Origin of the sequence: Marinobacterium sp. LSUCC0821 (assembly GCF_012848475.1) — a bacterium.
Lineage (GTDB): Bacteria > Pseudomonadota > Gammaproteobacteria > Pseudomonadales > Balneatricaceae > Marinobacterium_E.
The window spans coordinates 992,062-1,008,255 of the sequence record NZ_CP051666.1 but is presented as its reverse complement, the minus strand read 5'-3'; the positions used below and the strand labels follow the sequence as shown (position 1 = coordinate 1,008,255).

The 16,194-nt window shown below is 48.1% G+C and carries 17 protein-coding genes; 6 read left to right on the top strand and 11 right to left on the bottom strand.

The genetic code is table 11. From position 1 onward, the window contains the following. Positions 1–6 precede the first annotated feature (6 nt). The 11 genes from HH196_RS04910 to purM form a co-directional block, all read right to left on the bottom strand. Complete coding sequence (locus HH196_RS04910) at positions 7–651, bottom strand: phosphatase PAP2 family protein (RefSeq protein WP_169451045.1); 645 nt, start codon at positions 649–651, stop codon at positions 7–9. Beyond that, positions 648–2,099 carry a glycosyltransferase family 39 protein gene (locus tag HH196_RS04905; protein WP_169451044.1) on the bottom strand — a complete coding sequence of 484 codons (1,452 nt, stop codon included), beginning with the start codon at positions 2,097–2,099 and terminating at the stop codon, positions 648–650. The genes HH196_RS04910 and HH196_RS04905 overlap by 4 nt, the downstream gene beginning before the upstream one ends. Further along, positions 2,096–3,097 (bottom strand): glycosyltransferase family 2 protein, encoded by a 1,002-nt coding sequence (locus HH196_RS04900; protein ID WP_169451043.1) that lies wholly within the window; start codon positions 3,095–3,097, stop codon positions 2,096–2,098. The genes HH196_RS04905 and HH196_RS04900 overlap by 4 nt, the downstream gene beginning before the upstream one ends. Positions 3,098–3,201: 104 nt before the next feature. After that, positions 3,202–4,089, bottom strand: coding sequence for a lysylphosphatidylglycerol synthase domain-containing protein (locus HH196_RS04895; protein WP_169451042.1), 888 nt, complete (start codon positions 4,087–4,089; stop codon positions 3,202–3,204). 71 nt (positions 4,090–4,160) lie between these two features. Continuing rightward, positions 4,161–5,915: a SulP family inorganic anion transporter gene (locus tag HH196_RS04890; RefSeq protein ID WP_169451041.1), complete on the bottom strand. Its 1,755-nt coding sequence runs from the start codon at positions 5,913–5,915 to the stop codon at positions 4,161–4,163. A gap of 27 nt (positions 5,916–5,942) precedes the next feature. Next, positions 5,943–7,664, bottom strand: coding sequence for a bifunctional protein tyrosine phosphatase family protein/NAD(P)/FAD-dependent oxidoreductase (locus HH196_RS04885; protein ID WP_169451040.1), 1,722 nt, complete (start codon positions 7,662–7,664; stop codon positions 5,943–5,945). Positions 7,665–7,698: 34 nt separating this feature from the next. Next, on the bottom strand, positions 7,699–8,565 hold the full coding sequence (locus HH196_RS04880) for an MBL fold metallo-hydrolase (protein WP_169451039.1): 867 nt from the start codon (positions 8,563–8,565) through the stop codon (positions 7,699–7,701). Between the two features lie 102 nt (positions 8,566–8,667). Further along, positions 8,668–8,916: a YfcL family protein gene (locus HH196_RS04875; RefSeq protein ID WP_169451038.1), complete on the bottom strand. Its 249-nt coding sequence runs from the start codon at positions 8,914–8,916 to the stop codon at positions 8,668–8,670. Further along, positions 8,909–9,637, bottom strand: a complete 729-nt coding sequence (locus HH196_RS04870) for a DUF3108 domain-containing protein (RefSeq protein WP_169451037.1) — start codon at positions 9,635–9,637, stop codon at positions 8,909–8,911. Before HH196_RS04870 ends, HH196_RS04875 begins: the two co-directional genes overlap by 8 nt. A 5-nt stretch (positions 9,638–9,642) precedes the next feature. After that, positions 9,643–10,287, bottom strand: coding sequence for a phosphoribosylglycinamide formyltransferase (purN, locus tag HH196_RS04865; RefSeq protein ID WP_169451036.1), 645 nt, complete (start codon positions 10,285–10,287; stop codon positions 9,643–9,645). A 9-nt stretch (positions 10,288–10,296) separates the two neighbouring features. Then, positions 10,297–11,349 (bottom strand): phosphoribosylformylglycinamidine cyclo-ligase, encoded by a 1,053-nt coding sequence (gene purM, locus HH196_RS04860; RefSeq protein WP_169451035.1) that lies wholly within the window; start codon positions 11,347–11,349, stop codon positions 10,297–10,299. A 134-nt stretch (positions 11,350–11,483) separates the two neighbouring features. Between purM and HH196_RS04855 the strand changes: the two genes are divergently transcribed. Genes HH196_RS04855 through tcdA form a run of 6 tightly spaced genes read left to right on the top strand, consistent with a single transcriptional unit; the run spans position 11,484 to position 16,176 of the window. Next, positions 11,484–12,617, top strand: a complete 1,134-nt coding sequence (locus HH196_RS04855) for a hypothetical protein (RefSeq protein WP_169451034.1) — start codon at positions 11,484–11,486, stop codon at positions 12,615–12,617. Positions 12,618–12,622: 5 nt separating this feature from the next. Then, positions 12,623–13,738: an AI-2E family transporter gene (locus tag HH196_RS04850; RefSeq protein WP_371807848.1), complete on the top strand. Its 1,116-nt coding sequence runs from the start codon at positions 12,623–12,625 to the stop codon at positions 13,736–13,738. Beyond that, complete coding sequence (gene hda / locus HH196_RS04845; RefSeq protein ID WP_169451033.1) at positions 13,735–14,442, top strand: DnaA regulatory inactivator Hda; 708 nt, start codon at positions 13,735–13,737, stop codon at positions 14,440–14,442. The genes HH196_RS04850 and hda overlap by 4 nt, the downstream gene beginning before the upstream one ends. Next, positions 14,439–15,122, top strand: coding sequence for a TIGR01621 family pseudouridine synthase (locus tag HH196_RS04840; protein WP_211160821.1), 684 nt, complete (start codon positions 14,439–14,441; stop codon positions 15,120–15,122). Before hda ends, HH196_RS04840 begins: the two co-directional genes overlap by 4 nt. 48 nt (positions 15,123–15,170) lie before the next feature. Then, entirely contained in the window at positions 15,171–15,383 is a 213-nt protein-coding gene (locus HH196_RS04835) for a hypothetical protein (RefSeq protein ID WP_169451031.1), read from the top strand. Beyond that, positions 15,370–16,176 (top strand): tRNA cyclic N6-threonylcarbamoyladenosine(37) synthase TcdA, encoded by an 807-nt coding sequence (gene tcdA / locus HH196_RS04830; RefSeq protein WP_371807847.1) that lies wholly within the window; start codon positions 15,370–15,372, stop codon positions 16,174–16,176. Before HH196_RS04835 ends, tcdA begins: the two co-directional genes overlap by 14 nt. Positions 16,177–16,194: the final 18 nt, after the last annotated feature.

Below are 16,194 nucleotides of genomic sequence, written 5' to 3'. Positions count from 1 at the left end.
GATGGATCAAAATGGTGATTTGATTTTAAGGATCTTGCCCAACCCTAGGTTTACCCAATAGACAGCCCAGAGTGCAAATACAGTGTCTGATAGGAAGTGCCCACCTTGAACTATTCGGGTGAAACCGACTACTACGCCAATCGCTAATCCAATATAGAACCAACGCTTGGACTGCATCAGCCAACCAAGGCCTATAAAGAAAAACCCCATCGATGCGTGGCCACTGACAAAAGAGCAGTTGCTTTCACACGCGCCTGAATATTCAAATGCGCGGGTGAAATCGCTACTGCCGCCAAACTCTGTGATTTGAGAGGGGCGGGCACGGCCAATAGAGTTATCCTTTAGGATGATATTCACCAGCAGTCCTGGGCCAAAGAATAGTGATAGGGTGAGGAAAAGGTAGATATTCTGTTTGAAGGTTAAATCTTTGTTTCGATATTTTCTGTATGTAAAAATCGATAGCACAATCAACAACGGAAATAGAACAAAGTGCATGTTGGCAAAGAGTTCATAGATTAACGTTGCCACTGCAGTGCTTTTGTAGGTGAACCCACTCTGATAAAAGAGTGAGCTGACCCATAGATCTATTCCAGGAAAGATCGTAAATATCAGAATAGATAGGATAAAGAGCCCGAAATCTTTTCGTATCACTGCTTCGCCCTCAGTTCAGATACCAGAGTGAGGTGTATTGTGCGGGTTAGGTCTTCAGCAACACGAACTGAAACGGTTTTTAACGGCTCTGCGTTCATGAAGTATCTTGCGAGATTCTCTGATGTGAAATGCTCGCTGACAAAGAGATAAGACTCTTTGGAATTTGCTTCAATAGGATACTTCAACTCATACTGACTGATGATGTGGCCATCAATGTCTAGCGCTCGGCCATTCAGATTTTTTGGTTCACGATAGTAACCAAAGTAGGCGAGCACTTTGCGAGATTCACTAGCTATGTATAGATCAGGATATCGCTCTAATTCTGGCTCTAAAGCTTTAGCAAGTTCAAACCACCCACTGATTCTTGTGTATGGGTTGTTGTTCTGAGTTGGGACTATCTCTAATTTGTTCTGGATGTATGGGTAGTGATAGAAACCGACCATCAAAATGAGATTGACCACCAAGGCTAAGGTGACTAGTGCTTTGCCTAAGCGCAGTTGGGAAGCAGCAAAGGCAGCAATCAAAACTCCCGTAACATAAGCAGGTGCGCCCCAGTTTATGTTTGCTCTTGCTGAAAGCGCCTGAATTGAAATCACGACAAATATCGGGACAAATAGGCTCCAAAGAAGTTTGGTTCCCTTGCTGGCGCTGAGCATTGCAACCATCAATAACACCATTGCTAAAGGTCCGAAAACAACAAACTGGGTAACTAGAAACTCCAGTAGTCGAGCGAGACTGTAGCTATTTTCAGCTTGCTGAGCTATTTCCGCTGTATGTTGAAAGCTGATGAAATCGTGTTGGTAATTCCACCACAGGTTTGGCATTAAAATAGATATAGCCAGAATGCATGCAAACCAAAATCGAATATTCGTTAAAAGTGTGCGGCCATCTTTAGAGATCAAAGCATAGAGCAGGAAGCCTGCTGGGAAGAGAATAAAGGTGTATTTGGATAGAAGACCAAGACCACCAACTACACCTGCAAGTATCCAACAACGCCAGCTGTTACTCTCTTGTGCTTTAAGAAAAAGGAGTAGCGCGAGTGCCCAAAAGAAGAGCAGTGGGGCGTCAGTAGTAATGAATAGTGAGTTAAAACTCACCAGTGGCATTGTTAGAAATAGTAGGGCTGCAGAGAGACCTATCTGGCTGTTTCTGAGCCGCCTACCAATGTTAAAAATGATATAAGCTGTTGCTGAATAGAGTATCGGTGCGCCAACTTTAATCGCCCACTCCGAATCTCCAAGTAGGTCTGTTGTTAGGCGTATGAGCCAAGCCACCATAGGTGGTTTGGAGTAGTAGCCCCAATCTATACTTTGTGACCAACCATAGTAGTAGGCCTCATCAAAGAATAGATGGATGGGTGTCGAGTAGGTTAGCCAAACACGGTAGGCTAAAAGCACTAAGGCTGCGAAAATAACTGTTCGCAGGTGACGATTGGTCTCTTCGATCATTCCGAATCGTTACGCTTCCAGTGCTGTTCTGGGGTCGGCTCTTTACTTGGGACAACGATAAAGCTTTGATTGTTGGTACCTTGGAAGAAGACGCGGCTAAGCATCTCCGCAATAACACCTGTGGTCATAAACTGTAGTGCCATCATGATTAGGAAAACGGCAATCATCAACATAGGACGGTTGCCGATATCCTCCCCTAGGAAAAATTTCACCATAAACAACCAGGTCATCATCGCTCCGCCAATAGCACCTGAAGCTAAACCTATTGAACCGAAGAAGTGGCCTGGGCGTGATTTATAGCGCAGGAAGAAGAAGACCGAAATGATATCGATAATCACGCGGAAGGTGCGGCTGATTCCATATTTAGATTCGCCAAACTCACGTGCGTGATGTGTTACAGGCGTTTCTCCAATGCGTTTAGGTGAAGTAACACCTGCAACCCACACTGGAATAAAACGGTGCATTTCACCGAATAGACGAACCTGTTTTAGTACAGATGCGCGGTACACTTTTAGGCTGCAACCGTAATCATGTAGATGTACGCCAGTGATTTTAGCGATCATTCGGTTGGCAATTTTTGAGGGAAGCTTGCGTTTGATTGCAGCATCCTGACGATTGACACGCCAGCCTTGAAGAAGATCGAGATCGCGCTCAATCATCTCATCGATCATGCGCGGGATATCTTTTGGGTCGTTCTGCAGGTCGCCATCCATAGTGACGATCAGTTCACCACGCGCTGCATCTATACCCGCTTGCATTGCAGCTGTTTGGCCAAAGTTGCGCTGCAGTTCAACCACACGCACATGATTGCCCCACTTCTCTTGAGCAATTTTCAGTTTGGCAACAGTCGCATCCGGTGAGCCGTCATCAACACAGATCAGCTCCCATGCACCCTGATACTCATCCAGCCCGTCATGAACTCTATCAACGAGTAGTTCAGCAACAGCTTCCTCTTTATACATTGGAACAACAACAGAGATGGACGGCTTATTAGACATTGGAGTGCTCAGATCAAAATTAATGTTTGAATGATACCGTAACCCGTCTGCTCGACAAACCTTTGTGAGTTCATGATTGGGTATTTAAAGGTTTGTATGGCGGTTTAGCGCTTTTTAGGTACTAACAGAGCTAGCGGGATCGATAGTGCCGAGACCCCAAGCAGATAGATATGCACATTGATTGCTGCCTTAGTCGCTGCATCTAGTGAGATGCCAAGCGGATAGAGCGCGCCAACCAGTGCTGCTTCATAGGTACCACTGCCGGCAAGTCCGTGAATAGGCAAGACAGAACTCAGGTCCCCCGCGATGACAGCAAGCGTGGCGCCATAATAGTCGATATCTAGAAACGCCATTAGTAATACAGCCAGAGCCGCAAGCTTAATCAGCCAAATTTGTGCCGTCAGCAGATAGGTATTGATGAGAAGTGCTCGGCTCTCTGGAAGTAGGTGGCGGTAGTGATCAAATTTAGTTGCTACTTTTGGGGGTAATAGGCTTTTTAGATCAATTAACCCAAGTAAAAAAATTGATGGTGTTAGAACTAAGCCCGCAACAGAGATGGCTCCCAATACTGGAAAGAAACCGATGAATGCAATCGCTCCAAGCAGCAGAAGCAGGTGCAAGTCCATGAGGCGAATCCAAATGAGGCCTGCTGAAGTTGTTAGCATGGACTCTTTGAATTCACGTTTCATCAATAGTGGAAAGGCGGCTTCACCAAGACGCATGGGTAGGAAATTATTGAGTGCGTTGTGTATAAAACTGATTCGGATATAGCTGCTGCGATGGTGCATTTGTTGCTGACCAAAGTAGCGATAGACTCGCTCAGCTCTTAAAAGATAAGAGAGCAGGGTCAGTAGCGTGAGGATTAGGATTGAACCTGAAGAGACCTGTTGCCAATCGAACAAGATCGACTCCCAACCTAACCACTGCTCTACACCAATGATGACGGCTAGGAAGATAGTCGCGGCAATAATCCATCGCAGGGTTGATTGCATGGTTAATCCAAACACAAATTATAAAAAAAGGAGCAACACATTGTGCCACTCCTTTCTCTTTAAGTCAGCGCTCAGTTGGCAGCTGCTCGCTGTTCGGCGCACTGGCTCAGTTTTGAGTCGCAGTTTTTGTGTAGTGAACACCAAGCTTGGTACTGGCTCAGGAATACCTGGCCCGTCATCTCATCCAAGAAGTGACTACGACGTAGGCGATCCATTACAGGGCCTTTAACTTCAGACATATGGAAGTTTACGCCAAGATCTTTTAAACGCTGGTTGATCGCTTCTAGCGACTCTAGCGCTGATGCGTCAATCAGGTTAACCGCAGGACACATTAATACGAAGTCGGTGATCTCGCGGCGGCTGCTTATAAGGTCGTAGACACGGTCCTCTAGGTAGCGGGCATTGGCAAAGTAGAGGCTTTCGTCGATACGAAGCGTCAGAACCTTGTCGTCATACTCGACTTCAAAGCGGTCTACATTTCGGAAGTGCTCTGTTCCCGGCACACGACCAACCACGGCGCTGTGCGGTTTGCTGGTGCGTTGAAGGAATAGACAGATACTCAATGTTACACCAGCAACAATGCCAGCCTCTACCCCCCAGCCTAGGGTCAACAGGATAGTAGCGGCCATTGCAGAAAAGTCACTGCGTGAGTATGCCCAGGTGCGCTTCAATGCGCCTAAATCGACCAAGGAGAGTACAGCTACAATGATGGTTGCAGCGAGGGTCGCTTTAGGGAGGAAAAATAGAAGTGGTGTTAGTACTAGGGTGGCTACTGCAATACCTATAGCGGTGAATGCGCCTGCCGCTGGAGTTTCTGCTCCGGCATCAAAGTTGACCACAGAGCGCGAGAACCCACCTGTTACAGGGAAACCACCAGAGACCGCTGATGCGATATTTGATGTACCAAGACCAATGAGCTCTTGGTTAGGAACAATACGTTGGCGACGTTTAGCGGCCAGGGTTTGTGCTACCGATACAGACTCGACAAAACCAACAATACTAATAAGCAGGGCAGAGACAAACAGCTGTTGCCAAAGATCTGCATCAAAGCTTGGAATCTCAAAACCCGGAAGGCCTGTAGGAATGCTGCCCACTACTTTGACACCCTGCTGATCTAGGTGGAAGTAGTAGGTTACAAGCGTTGTTGCGGCAACAGCTGCTACAGGACCTGCTTTGGCAATCACATCGGCGATACGAGGATTAAGACCAGTTTTGATAAGCATCGGTTTTAAATTTTTGCGCACCCAAAATAGGAATGCAGTAGCAGTGACGCCTATGATCAGAGTAGGAGTGTTTACATCTCCAATGTGCTCGCCTAATGAGACAAAAAGCTCAGCGAGGTTATGCCCTGATGCGTTAATGCCGAGGATATGTTTAAGCTGGCTCGCCGCAATGATGAGGCCAGAGGCTGTAATAAAGCCTGAGATCACAGGGTGGCTTAGGAAGTTCGCTAACGCACCTAGCCTAAGGATACCCATGATGATTAGGATGACACCGGAGATAAACGCCAGTGCAATGGCTGCCGTTAGATATTCTGCGGTGCCTTGCAGGGCTAGGTTACCCACCGCTGCAGCAGTCATCAATGAGACTACTGCAACAGGGCCAACCGCAAGGGTGCGGCTGGTTCCAAATATCGCATATGCAACTAGCGGTAGAATACTCGCGTAGAGACCCACCTCAGCTGGCAAACCAGCGAGTAGTGCATAGGCCAACGACTGAGGTATCAGCATGATCGTGACGATAAGTGCCGCCACTAAGTCGTTGGTTAGAGTCAATCGGTTATAGCTTTTAGCCCAACCGATGATTGGAAGGTAACGTTCTAGCATTGCTGTTCCTAACAGGTCCGAACTCAGTTATTTGAGGCTATCTTGCGCTTCGTGTTTACTTGGGCTCTTAGGCAAAATTGTTGGGCTTGCCAACCATTCGGTCCCTTTGAACATCATTTCGAAGTACATCCAAGGCAGCATCTTCTCTTTGAGGAACCAAGCCAGTTTCGATGGGTTCTTACCATCAATCAGCCAGGTTGGAAGAGACGGTAGCAGTTTGCCACCGTAGCCGAACTCTGCCAGTACGATCTTGCCGCGTTCTACTGTCAGTGGGCAGCTGCCGTAGCCGTCATAGACTGCACGAGGTGATTCACCGTTTAGCACCATGATCACGTTTTCAGCGACCACTGGTGCCTGTTTGCGAATGGCTGCTGCAGTTTTGGCATTAGGGCTGTTACCTGCATCACCTAGGGCAAATATATTGCCAAACTTGGTGTGTTGCATCGTTTCGGCGCTGATATCGACCCAGCCCGCAGCATCAGCGATTGGGCTGTTAGCGATAAACTCTGGTGACTTCTGAGGTGGGCAGATGTGCATCATATCGAACGTTTTTTCGATATCAGTCACGTTGCCTTCTGTATCGGTCTGTTTGAATAGAGCAGTTTTCGAAGAACCATCCACTTCAACGAGATTAGTCTGGAAGTTAAGGTTGATGCCGTACTTCTTCACATACTCCATAAGTGCCGGAACGTAGTCGGCGACACCAAAGAGACCAGGGGTGGCGGTACAGAAATCGACTTCGATGTTGCCAAGGTTGCCTTTGCGACTCCAGTGGTCACAGGAGAGGTACATCGCTTTCTGCGGTGCGCCGGCACACTTAATTGGCATTGGCGGTTGAGTAAATAGTGCTTTGCCGCTCTTAGTCGCTTGAACCAGTTCCCAAGTATAAGGAGCAAGATCAACTTTGTAGTTTGAGGTAACACCGTTACTACCAAGGGTCTCTTTAAGTCCTTTGATCGCATCCCAGTTCAAAGCAAGGCCTGGTGATACAACGAGGGTGCGGTAACCAATTGCTTCGCCATCTTCTAGTACGACCTGATTGTTCTCTGGCTCGAAGCGTTCTACTGCCGCTTTGTACCAGTGCGCTTTGCTAGGCATTACATCGGACATTGGACGGATGGTTTCAGCGCGGTTGAATACACCGCCACCTACTAGAGTCCAGCCCGGCTGGTAGTAATGTTCAGTGCGCGGTTCAATGATCGCGATATCAAGATCTGGCTGGCGCTTCAGAAGGCTGCCTGCCACTGCTTGACCACCAGCGCCACCACCTACAATGAGAACCTCATGGCGACGTGCTGCTGTTTTAGGTGCTGCATCGCAGTTACCTGTTGCCTGGCGCGCTTCAATGCGTGGGCCAAGACCGCTTAGGTCGTAGCCCGCATCTTTAGCGGTTGATAGAAGTGTTGCTGCATCAAGATGACTTGATTCTGATAGTGCCCAGAGTGTCGTACAACGTGTACCGGTACGACAGAAGGCCAATACAGGGCCTTGAGCTTCGGCCATAAATGCACCGAAGGCTAGGACATCTTCGTCAGTGATATTGCCTGAAATGACTGGCTGGTGATGGTAGGTAATACCCATCGCTTCACAAGCTGCCGCTATATCATTTAGATCAGGCTGGTCTTCACTTTCGTTAGCTGGGCGGTTACAGACGATTGTCTTGAAACCCATTGAAGCAGCGATGCCAACATCCTCTACGGCGATCTGCGGGCTTACACTAAGAAAGGGGGTGAGTTTACGTACATCCATTGTTTGTCCCTCTAATACGGTTTTTTATTTTTTGTTATTTAAATAGGTTTACCGGAACTTTCAGGTAGACCTGACCATTATCTTCAGCCGGTGGCATATGGCCTGCACGCATGTTGACCTGCACAGATGGCAGAATCAGGCGAGGCATATCCAAGGTTGCATCACGTGTTTCACGCATGTTGATAAAGTCTGCTTCATCGTGAGCTTCACCCACATGAATATTGTGTTTGCGCTCTTCACCGATGGTGGTTTCGTATGCGTAAACATCACGGCCTGGCGCTTTGTAGTCATGACACATCAAAACGCGTGTATCGTCAGGCAGAGTGAAAAGTTTCTGAATTGAGGCGTATAGGGTTGCAGCATCTCCACCAGGGAAGTCACAACGCGCTGTGCCGAAATCTGGCATAAAGAGTGTGTCGCCAACAAATAGGGCGTTACCGATAAGGTAGCTCATACAAGCAGGCGTATGTCCTGGGGTGTGCATTGCACGGCCTTGAATCTTGCCTACAGTGAAAAGCTCTTCATCCTTAAATAGGTGGTCGAACTGACTACCATCACGCTCAAATTCAGTGCCAGCATTAAATGCTTTGCCGAAAACATTTTGGACAACCGTAATGTGTTCGCCAATACTGAGTTGGCCGCCTAGTTTATCTTTAAGATAAGGGGCAGCTGAGATGTGATCTGCGTGAACGTGAGTCTCAATAATCCACTCTGTTTTAAGTCCTTCAGACTCGATGTAAGCGATAATGGAATCGGCTGATGCGGTATCTGTAGTCCCCGCTGCGTAGTTGAAATCGAGTACAGAGTCGATGATGGCGCAGGCTTTGGTTTCTGGGCAGCTTACAACGTGGCTGTAGGTGAAAGTAGGCTCGTCAAAGAAAGTTTTGATAAGAGGTAGCATTAAAGAAACTCCTTAATGGTTATATGCTTATAGCCTTTAAGTAATAGGCTACTCCTATATAGATAAATGTCAATTTAACTGCTACTAAAGCAACGCTTAATCTCACCCAATCCTCTCTAATTCTGCCTCGACAAGTTCTATGTCAGCTTCGATTAATTTATCCTGCGAAAAAGCACCTCGAACGGCAGACTTAAATCCTGCGATGGATGCGCTCTCATTATCTGCCATGTATAGATCTAGATGACCCCTTAAATAGGATATAGCGAAGAGTTGATCTGGATTGTCCAGCGCGTTGACCTCATCTGTTGTGAGCTTCTGATCGAGACTAGTTAGTTGTTCAACATTACTCATCGGTGTACTCCAACTCTTTCAAGTTCATAAGGTGTTCACGTCCTTCATTATCGATACGAAGCAGGCGGACGGTTAGGTAGTCCAGTTCGGGTGCCATCCAGATCAGGGTGGTGTGCTGTTGCCCCTGTCTATCAAGTTGCAGGCGGATACATTCAAACTCACCTGCAGGCGTTTTTAGCATCTCCTGCCCAAGGCGAGTGAAACGATAGTTCTTGATCTGCCCACCATCGGCGATACGGTAATCTAATTCTTCACGATCCGATTTTAAATCTTCTCTTAACTGCAGTTGATAGCTGAGACGATCTTGAACCCTTGGTTCCCACAGCTGACGCCAGGGGTCTCCATTTACAAGCGTGGTGATGCGTCCCTTAGTTTCATCAAAGTTGATATCAATTGAGCGGGTGCGCCCTAAAAGCTTTCGTTCGTAGTGGTAAGCAAGGGGTATCCACTGGCCGTTGCTGTAGGAAAGTTCAGACCACTCTTGTTGTTTTGCCATCAAGGCAGAGGCGTTATTAGAGAAGTGCCAGGTACCGTTTTCGGATCTCTTAAGCTCGCGATGCGCGCTGGCGGGTAGATCAATTAAGAGGTCGATGTTGGCACTATAGGTGGCGATAAAGGGCCTAGGCTCTGCCGTTGCCGAATAGGGCATAAGAGAAGCTTGTACTGCAAAGAGGGCCCAGAATTTCCAGGATAGTCGCGAAATGCTTAGGTATCCTGTCATCACATTCAACCTATAAAGCGAAATCCGCTAGGCCCAAGGAGTTCGTCATCTAGGGCGATGCCATCGTCTCTGCTCTTTAATCGTTCCGAACAGATCCATGAGACAGCTAAGGGGTAAATTTGATGCTCCAGCTTATGCACTTTATCGATCAGCGATTCAACGGTATCCGCGGCCACTATGGGTGTGGCAGCCTGAATGATCGGCGCGCCTGCGTCTAGCTCTTCAGTAACATAGTGCACTGTACAACCATGCTCTGACTCACCTGCTTCTAGGGCGCGAGCGTGCGTCTGAGTCCCTTTGAATTTAGGCAGTAGTGAAGGGTGGATATTGATTAAGCGCCCTTCGTAATGGCTCACAAATTCACTGGTGAGAATGCGCATAAAACCTGCAAGAACCACTAGGTCAGGGTTCCAAGCATCGATTTGCGCCATCATCGCTTGATCAAAGCTGAGTCTATCGCTGTAGAGCGTGTGATCAATTACAGCGGTGGGTATCTGAGCGTCCGTTGCTCGTTGAAGGCCGTAGGCGTCCGCTCGATTTGAGAGTACGCCTACAATGTTAATTGATGCATCGGTTTTAGATGCATCAATGATTGCCTGTAGATTAGAGCCGGAGCCAGATATCAGTATGACTACAGATTTACCTGGCATGCTAAGCTCTTAAAGTCCGCGCAGTTCGACTTGCTCTTCGCCAGCCGCCGCTGTTTCGATAGTACCGATAAGCCATGCGTTTTCGCCTTCAGCACGCATCAACTCGATCGCTTTGTCTGCATCAGTTGCAGGTACAGCGATAACCATACCAACGCCACAGTTGAGTGTGCGGTACATCTCAACGTTGTTTACGTTGCCGCCTTTCTGAATCCAGCGGAACACCTCAGGGATCTCCCAGCTGTTTGTATCGATTACAGCTTTAGCATTGTCTGGTAGCACGCGTGGAATGTTCTCAAGAAGGCCGCCACCTGTGATGTGAGAAAGTGCATTCACTTGAAGTGACTTAATTAGCTTTAGTACTGATTTAACGTAGATGCGGGTAGGCTCCATCAAAGCATCTGCAAGCGTTGTGTTGCCGATGTTCTGGTTTAGGTCAGCGCTGTTTACATCGATAATTTTACGAATCAGCGAGTAGCCATTTGAGTGTGGGCCAGAAGAGCCAAGCGCGATAAGTGCATCGCCCGCCTGTACTTTTGAGCCATCGATGATTTCAGACTTCTCTACGACACCGACACAGAAGCCAGCTAGGTCGTAATCATCACCTTCATACATGCCTGGCATCTCTGCAGTTTCACCGCCAACTAGAGCAGCGCCTGCAAGTTCACAGCCTTTACCGATTCCGGTAACGACATCAGCAGCCATATCGACATTCAATTTGCCAGTAGCGTAGTAGTCTAGGAAGAATAGGGGCTCTGCACCTGCTACAACAAGGTCATTAACACACATAGCAACCAAATCGATACCGATGGTGTCGTGCTTACCTAGGTCCATTGCAAGTTTAAGTTTGGTACCTACACCGTCGGTGCCCGATACAAGAACTGGCTGGCGGTAGCCCTCTGGAATCTCACAAAGTGCACCGAAGCCACCTAGGCCTCCCATCACTTCAGGGCGAGCTGTGCGCTTAGCAACGCCTTTAATCTTTTCGACTAGTGCGTTACCAGCGTCAATATCAACGCCTGCATCTTTATAGCTGATTGAGGGAGAGTTTGAATCGATAGACATCGGGTACCAACCTTTCGCGGTTATAAGTGGAAGCTTTTAAGCGGGGAATTCTAACAGTTTGCTCACCCCGGAGCTATTGTGTGTTACAGTTCTGATCAAATTTAAGTGCGTTTTTTTGCAGAAGGATTCACCAAGTGAACAGCTTTTTTCATCAGCTGCGACATCTTGTACTTTTTATAGCCACTTTTTTACCGCTTTCGGTAAGTGCTGCAGATTTACTGCTATGGCCAATTGATGCCCGTGAAACACCCGCTAAAGCTGTTGGTGCAGAGGCGAAGTGGGTGCAGTTTTTAATCGAAAAAGGTCGTGCTGAGCAGGTTCCTGTTGCTCTGCCAAGTGATTACGGAGTGGGCCCGCTCTTCTATCCGCAGTTGATTGCGGGTGCTGACGAGTCATCCATTCTTGCTAAAAGTGCTGCTGGCACAGGTGCCGGTTCTGCTCTCTCTATTCGTCTCAATAGCGATGGCATTAACTGGATGCTGGTCAACGGCAGCTCTGTACAGACACTTAGAACCTCAGTGACCAGTGATGGCCTGTCACTGGGTGTAAGCTGGATTAAGATGCAACTTGCGATTGAGACAGTAGTCGCTCCAAATGGGCCGATTGTTGAAGATTTGAATGCGCCTCAGTCCATAACGACTGAAGCAGCAGCGCCAGCACAGGCGCCAACACCGGCACAAACGACCTCGGTCGCTGCTTCTGAAGTAACTTCATTGCCTGCTATTAGTGAGTTAAAAGTTCAGGATGTTACCGCTAAGCCAATTAGTGAAACGCCTGTTATTGATACCCCTATTATCGATAGGCCCGTGCTGTCTGTTCAAAAGCCAGAAGCTGAGGCTCTGACTAAACAGACACAGGTCTCAAATAGCGCATACAAACCTGCGGGATTAGAGATTGCTGTTTCTGATGTGAATACCTTATCGGATCTGATGCGTTTGAGTGATCAGCTTAGAACAGAACCAGGTATCGATTATCTGTTCGTTTCACGTCTGCTCGGAAATCAGGTTCAGTTTGTTATTGGTAGTAAACTGTCAGTTGCTGATATCTCCTCACGCCTGATTGATCGCCCTTGGCTGGAAGCAACGGGAATAGACACCTTCCGCTATGTGACTGTTCAAACGGTTGAAGAGGCGACCAATCTTGAAGATCTGTTAGCACTTCCGATTGAAGAGGCGGCAGTTGTAGCAGAGGCTTCCGATTTACCTAGTTCGGATATAACTCAAATGGATGGGTTATCCATTCAAACTGTTCCGGCTGTTCAGGAGTAATCACTTTGCAGCAACGTTGGTTTATTTTGATCGTCGCTCTGATTCTTGCCGTTTTACTCTATCTGCTGGCGCCCATCCTTAGCCCCTTTTTGATCGGTGCGCTGTTAGCTTACATCTCTGACCCCTTGGCTGATCGTCTTGAAGCTAAGGGCTTAAGTCGTACTTCATCAGTCTTGATTGTATTTAGCCTGATGGCGTTTATTGTATTGGGTGCACTATTGCTCCTTATTCCTCAGTTATCGGCTCAGGTGCAGATTGTTGCGCAGCGCTTGCCTAGGGTAATTCAGCTCGTGAACAGTGAGTTGCTACCTATGGTTGAGAGTAGCCTAGGTGTATCCATCGCTAAACCCGACCTTGCACAGATCACAGCCATCATTGCGCAGCACTGGCAAACGACGGGTGATTTCGCGACGTTGATTATCGCCTCAGTTACTAAATCTGGTGTCGCGATTGCTGCCTGGCTGGCTAATCTGGTTCTGATTCCCGTGGTCTTCTTCTATCTGCTGCGTGATTGGGATCATATGGTGGCTAACATAGGCGAGCTTCTGCCGCGCAATGTGGAGCCGAAGGTTGCGCTCTGGGCTCGTGAGTCAGACCAGGTACTAGGCGCTTTCATGAAAGGGCAGTTGGTTGTGATGCTGGTGTTGGGCGTTATCTACGCGATCGGCTTGGCAATTCTGGGTGTCGATTTGGCACTGTTGCTCGGTCTACTTGCAGGGCTTGCCAGCATTGTTCCCTACCTAGGTTTTATTGTTGGTATCGTCTCTTCAGGTATTGCGGCTTATGTTCAGTTCGCAGACCCCATGATTCTGTTAGGGGTTGCGGCTGTATTTGCGGTCGGTCAGGCGCTTGAAGGTATGGTGCTTACCCCTAAGCTGGTCGGTGATCAGATTGGCCTGCATCCTGTAGCCGTTATCTTTGCCATCATGGCGGGAGGCCAGCTCTTTGGTTTTGTAGGTGTTTTGTTGGCGCTGCCAGTCGCTGCGGTTATCCGTGTGCTGCTGTCTCACCTGCATCGCGGTTACAAAAACTCTCATCTCTACCATCATGAGAGTGCTACTATCAGCGAATTACCATCTAGCAGCGAATTACCATCATCGGGGAGTTCGGAGCGCGAATGACCCCAAACCCACAGCAGCTTCCATTAAGTGTTTCGCTTCGCAGTGATGCGCGATTAGATCGATTTGTTGAAGCCGAGCCGTCGCCGCTTATCCCCATGCTAGCCAATGCCGCAAAAGGTGAGGCGAACGAGCCCTTCATCTATCTACATGGTGCCTCGGGTAGTGGTAAGAGCTATCTTCTCCAGGCAGTCTGTAATGCCGCCGATGTTTCTGGATTAAGTTCTATCTATCTACCTTTGACGGAACGTGCTGAGTACTCGGTTGAGATGCTCGATGGGTTAGAGCAGTTTGACCTTCTCTGTATAGATGGTGTCGATCAAATCGATGGAGATATTTTCTGGCAAGAGGGTCTTTTCCACCTCTACAACCGTGTAAGGGATGCTGGTGGCGTACTGATTGTGTCGGGTGATCAAACTCCCGCTAATCTCAGCCTAGAGTTGGCTGATCTTAAGTCACGTCTTGCTTGGGGTTTGAGTTTTAAACTGCATCCCATTAGCGATGATCAAAAGGTCTCGGCCCTGCAGAAAAATGCTGAGGATCGTGGCCTGCAGTTAAATGATGAGCTGGCTCGGTATCTGCTAAGTCGTGGCTCACGAGAGCTCTCTGATCAGCTAGGTTATCTTGAAGCGCTAGATCAAGCTTCACTGCAGCATCAACGCAAACTCACCATTCCATTCGCTAAACAGGTTTTAGGTTGGCAGTGACGTTTAAACTGTTATTGGACCATGCCGACTTTGTCGCGGTTGAAAAGCCGATCGGTTTCAATGTGCATCAAGAGGGTGAGGCTGAGGGGTTTGTTACCCTGCTTGAAGCGCAACTAGGGTATAAGCTCTGGCTCGTTCACCGTCTTGATAAGGTTACCTCTGGAATACTGCTACTGGCTAAGAGTGCTGAAGCGGCAGCGCAGTTAGGTGCTGAGTTTGCAGAGCATCGTATTACTAAGTTGTACCTAGCTTTAAGTGATCAAAAGCCCAAACGAAAGCAGGGGCGCATTCAGGGTGACATGCTGCCTGCCCGCGGTGGCTCATTCAAGCTTGCAAAAACCCGAAATAATCCAGCGATTACCGATTTCTTCTCATTGAGTATTACTCCAGGAGTTAGGCTTTTTGTCTGCCGTCCTAAAACGGGTAAAACGCACCAGATTCGAGTGGCTTTAAAGAGTGAGGGTGCAGCAATTTTAGGGGATGATCGCTATGGTACATCCTCTTCAGATCGCACCTATCTGCATGCCTGGTACCTCAGGTTTAGTTACCAGGGCAGTGAGTTTACAATTGAGTCTAAGCCAAATGAGGGCGCTCTATTTCTTGGAAGTGAATTTGCTGAGCTCTTCAAGCGCTTCCATGAAGAGAATCTCTTCCCTTCACATTGGGATTTTGTTTTTTAAAAGAGCTTTAGTTTTTAGCTAGCCCTAACATGGCTGCCAAGGTTTGTGATGAGTGACGAACGAATAGATAGAGACTTCAACTCACGCGATCTAAAAGATCGAGAGGAGTTGATGCATCACACCTGGTGTGACGTTTGCCAGCAGGTGGATTTAGGTATGACCGATCCGCAAGAGTATGAGCTACATGGAATCGTTTTTATTGAAGGGCGATGCCAAGTTTGTGGCAATCCAGTCTACACAGAGATAGATGATGAATCCTGATTATATCGACCGCTTTGCAGGCATAGGTCGCCTCTATGGTGTTGATGCATTGAGTGCTTTCAGTCACTCGCATGTGGCAGTGGTGGGGCTCGGTGGCGTTGGTTCTTGGGTAGTCGAAGCGCTAGCCCGTAGTGGTATTGGCGAGCTTACGCTTATCGATCTCGATGAGATCTGTGTCTCAAATACCAATCGTCAGATGCATGCCCTGAACTCAACCCTTGGTAATTCAAAAGTTCAGGTGATGGCGGATAGGGCGCGAGAGATTAATCCAGACCTTATAGTGCATGAGATTGAGATGTTCGCCACTCAGGATAACCTTGCAGAGCTGTTCCAGGATCCAATCCACTATGTCGTGGATGCGATTGATAGTGCTGGAGTTAAAGCGGCCATCATCGCGCACTGCCGTCGCCGTAAAATCCCGATCATTACTACAGGCGGTGCGGGTGGCTTGATAGATCCATTAAAGATCGCTGTGACAGATCTTAGTAAAACCGAACATGACCCCTTGGCTGCAAAAGTGCGCTCGATTCTTAAGCGCCATTTTGGGTTTAGCAAAAGCGGTAAGAAATTCTCGGTAGAGTGTGTCTTTTCTCATGAGCAGGCGCGCTATCCGCAAGCAGATGGCTCTGTCTGTGCGACCAAAAACTTTGGTGAGAGCGATGTTCGTTTAGACTGTTCTGGTGGTTTGGGTGCGGTTACAGCGGTGACAGCGACCTTTGCCAATATGGCTACTTCGCGAGTGCTGTTGAAGATTGCTGAGCGGGATGCTCGAGATAGAAAACAGGCGGATTAAGGTTGACCCCTAACCCAC

What these genes read in the sequence shown, in the direction of transcription:
- HH196_RS04905 (WP_169451044.1), bottom strand. Translation starts at nt 2,099, where the DNA reads ATGATCGAAGAGACCAATCGTCACCTGCGAACAGTTATTTTCGCAGCC.
- HH196_RS04900 (WP_169451043.1), bottom strand. Translation starts at nt 3,097, where the DNA reads ATGTCTAATAAGCCGTCCATCTCTGTTGTTGTTCCAATGTATAAAGAG.
- HH196_RS04895 (WP_169451042.1), bottom strand. Translation starts at nt 4,089, where the DNA reads ATGCAATCAACCCTGCGATGGATTATTGCCGCGACTATCTTCCTAGCC.
- HH196_RS04890 (WP_169451041.1), bottom strand. Translation starts at nt 5,915, where the DNA reads ATGCTAGAACGTTACCTTCCAATCATCGGTTGGGCTAAAAGCTATAAC.
- HH196_RS04885 (WP_169451040.1), bottom strand. Translation starts at nt 7,664, where the DNA reads ATGGATGTACGTAAACTCACCCCCTTTCTTAGTGTAAGCCCGCAGATC.
- HH196_RS04880 (WP_169451039.1), bottom strand. Translation starts at nt 8,565, where the DNA reads ATGCTACCTCTTATCAAAACTTTCTTTGACGAGCCTACTTTCACCTAC.
- HH196_RS04875 (WP_169451038.1), bottom strand. Translation starts at nt 8,916, where the DNA reads ATGAGTAATGTTGAACAACTAACTAGTCTCGATCAGAAGCTCACAACA.
- HH196_RS04870 (WP_169451037.1), bottom strand. Translation starts at nt 9,637, where the DNA reads ATGACAGGATACCTAAGCATTTCGCGACTATCCTGGAAATTCTGGGCC.
- purN (WP_169451036.1), bottom strand. Translation starts at nt 10,287, where the DNA reads ATGCCAGGTAAATCTGTAGTCATACTGATATCTGGCTCCGGCTCTAAT.
- purM (WP_169451035.1), bottom strand. Translation starts at nt 11,349, where the DNA reads ATGTCTATCGATTCAAACTCTCCCTCAATCAGCTATAAAGATGCAGGC.
- hda (WP_169451033.1), top strand. Translation starts at nt 13,735, where the DNA reads ATGACCCCAAACCCACAGCAGCTTCCATTAAGTGTTTCGCTTCGCAGT.
- HH196_RS04835 (WP_169451031.1), top strand. Translation starts at nt 15,171, where the DNA reads ATGAGTGACGAACGAATAGATAGAGACTTCAACTCACGCGATCTAAAA.
- tcdA (WP_371807847.1), top strand. Translation starts at nt 15,370, where the DNA reads ATGATGAATCCTGATTATATCGACCGCTTTGCAGGCATAGGTCGCCTC.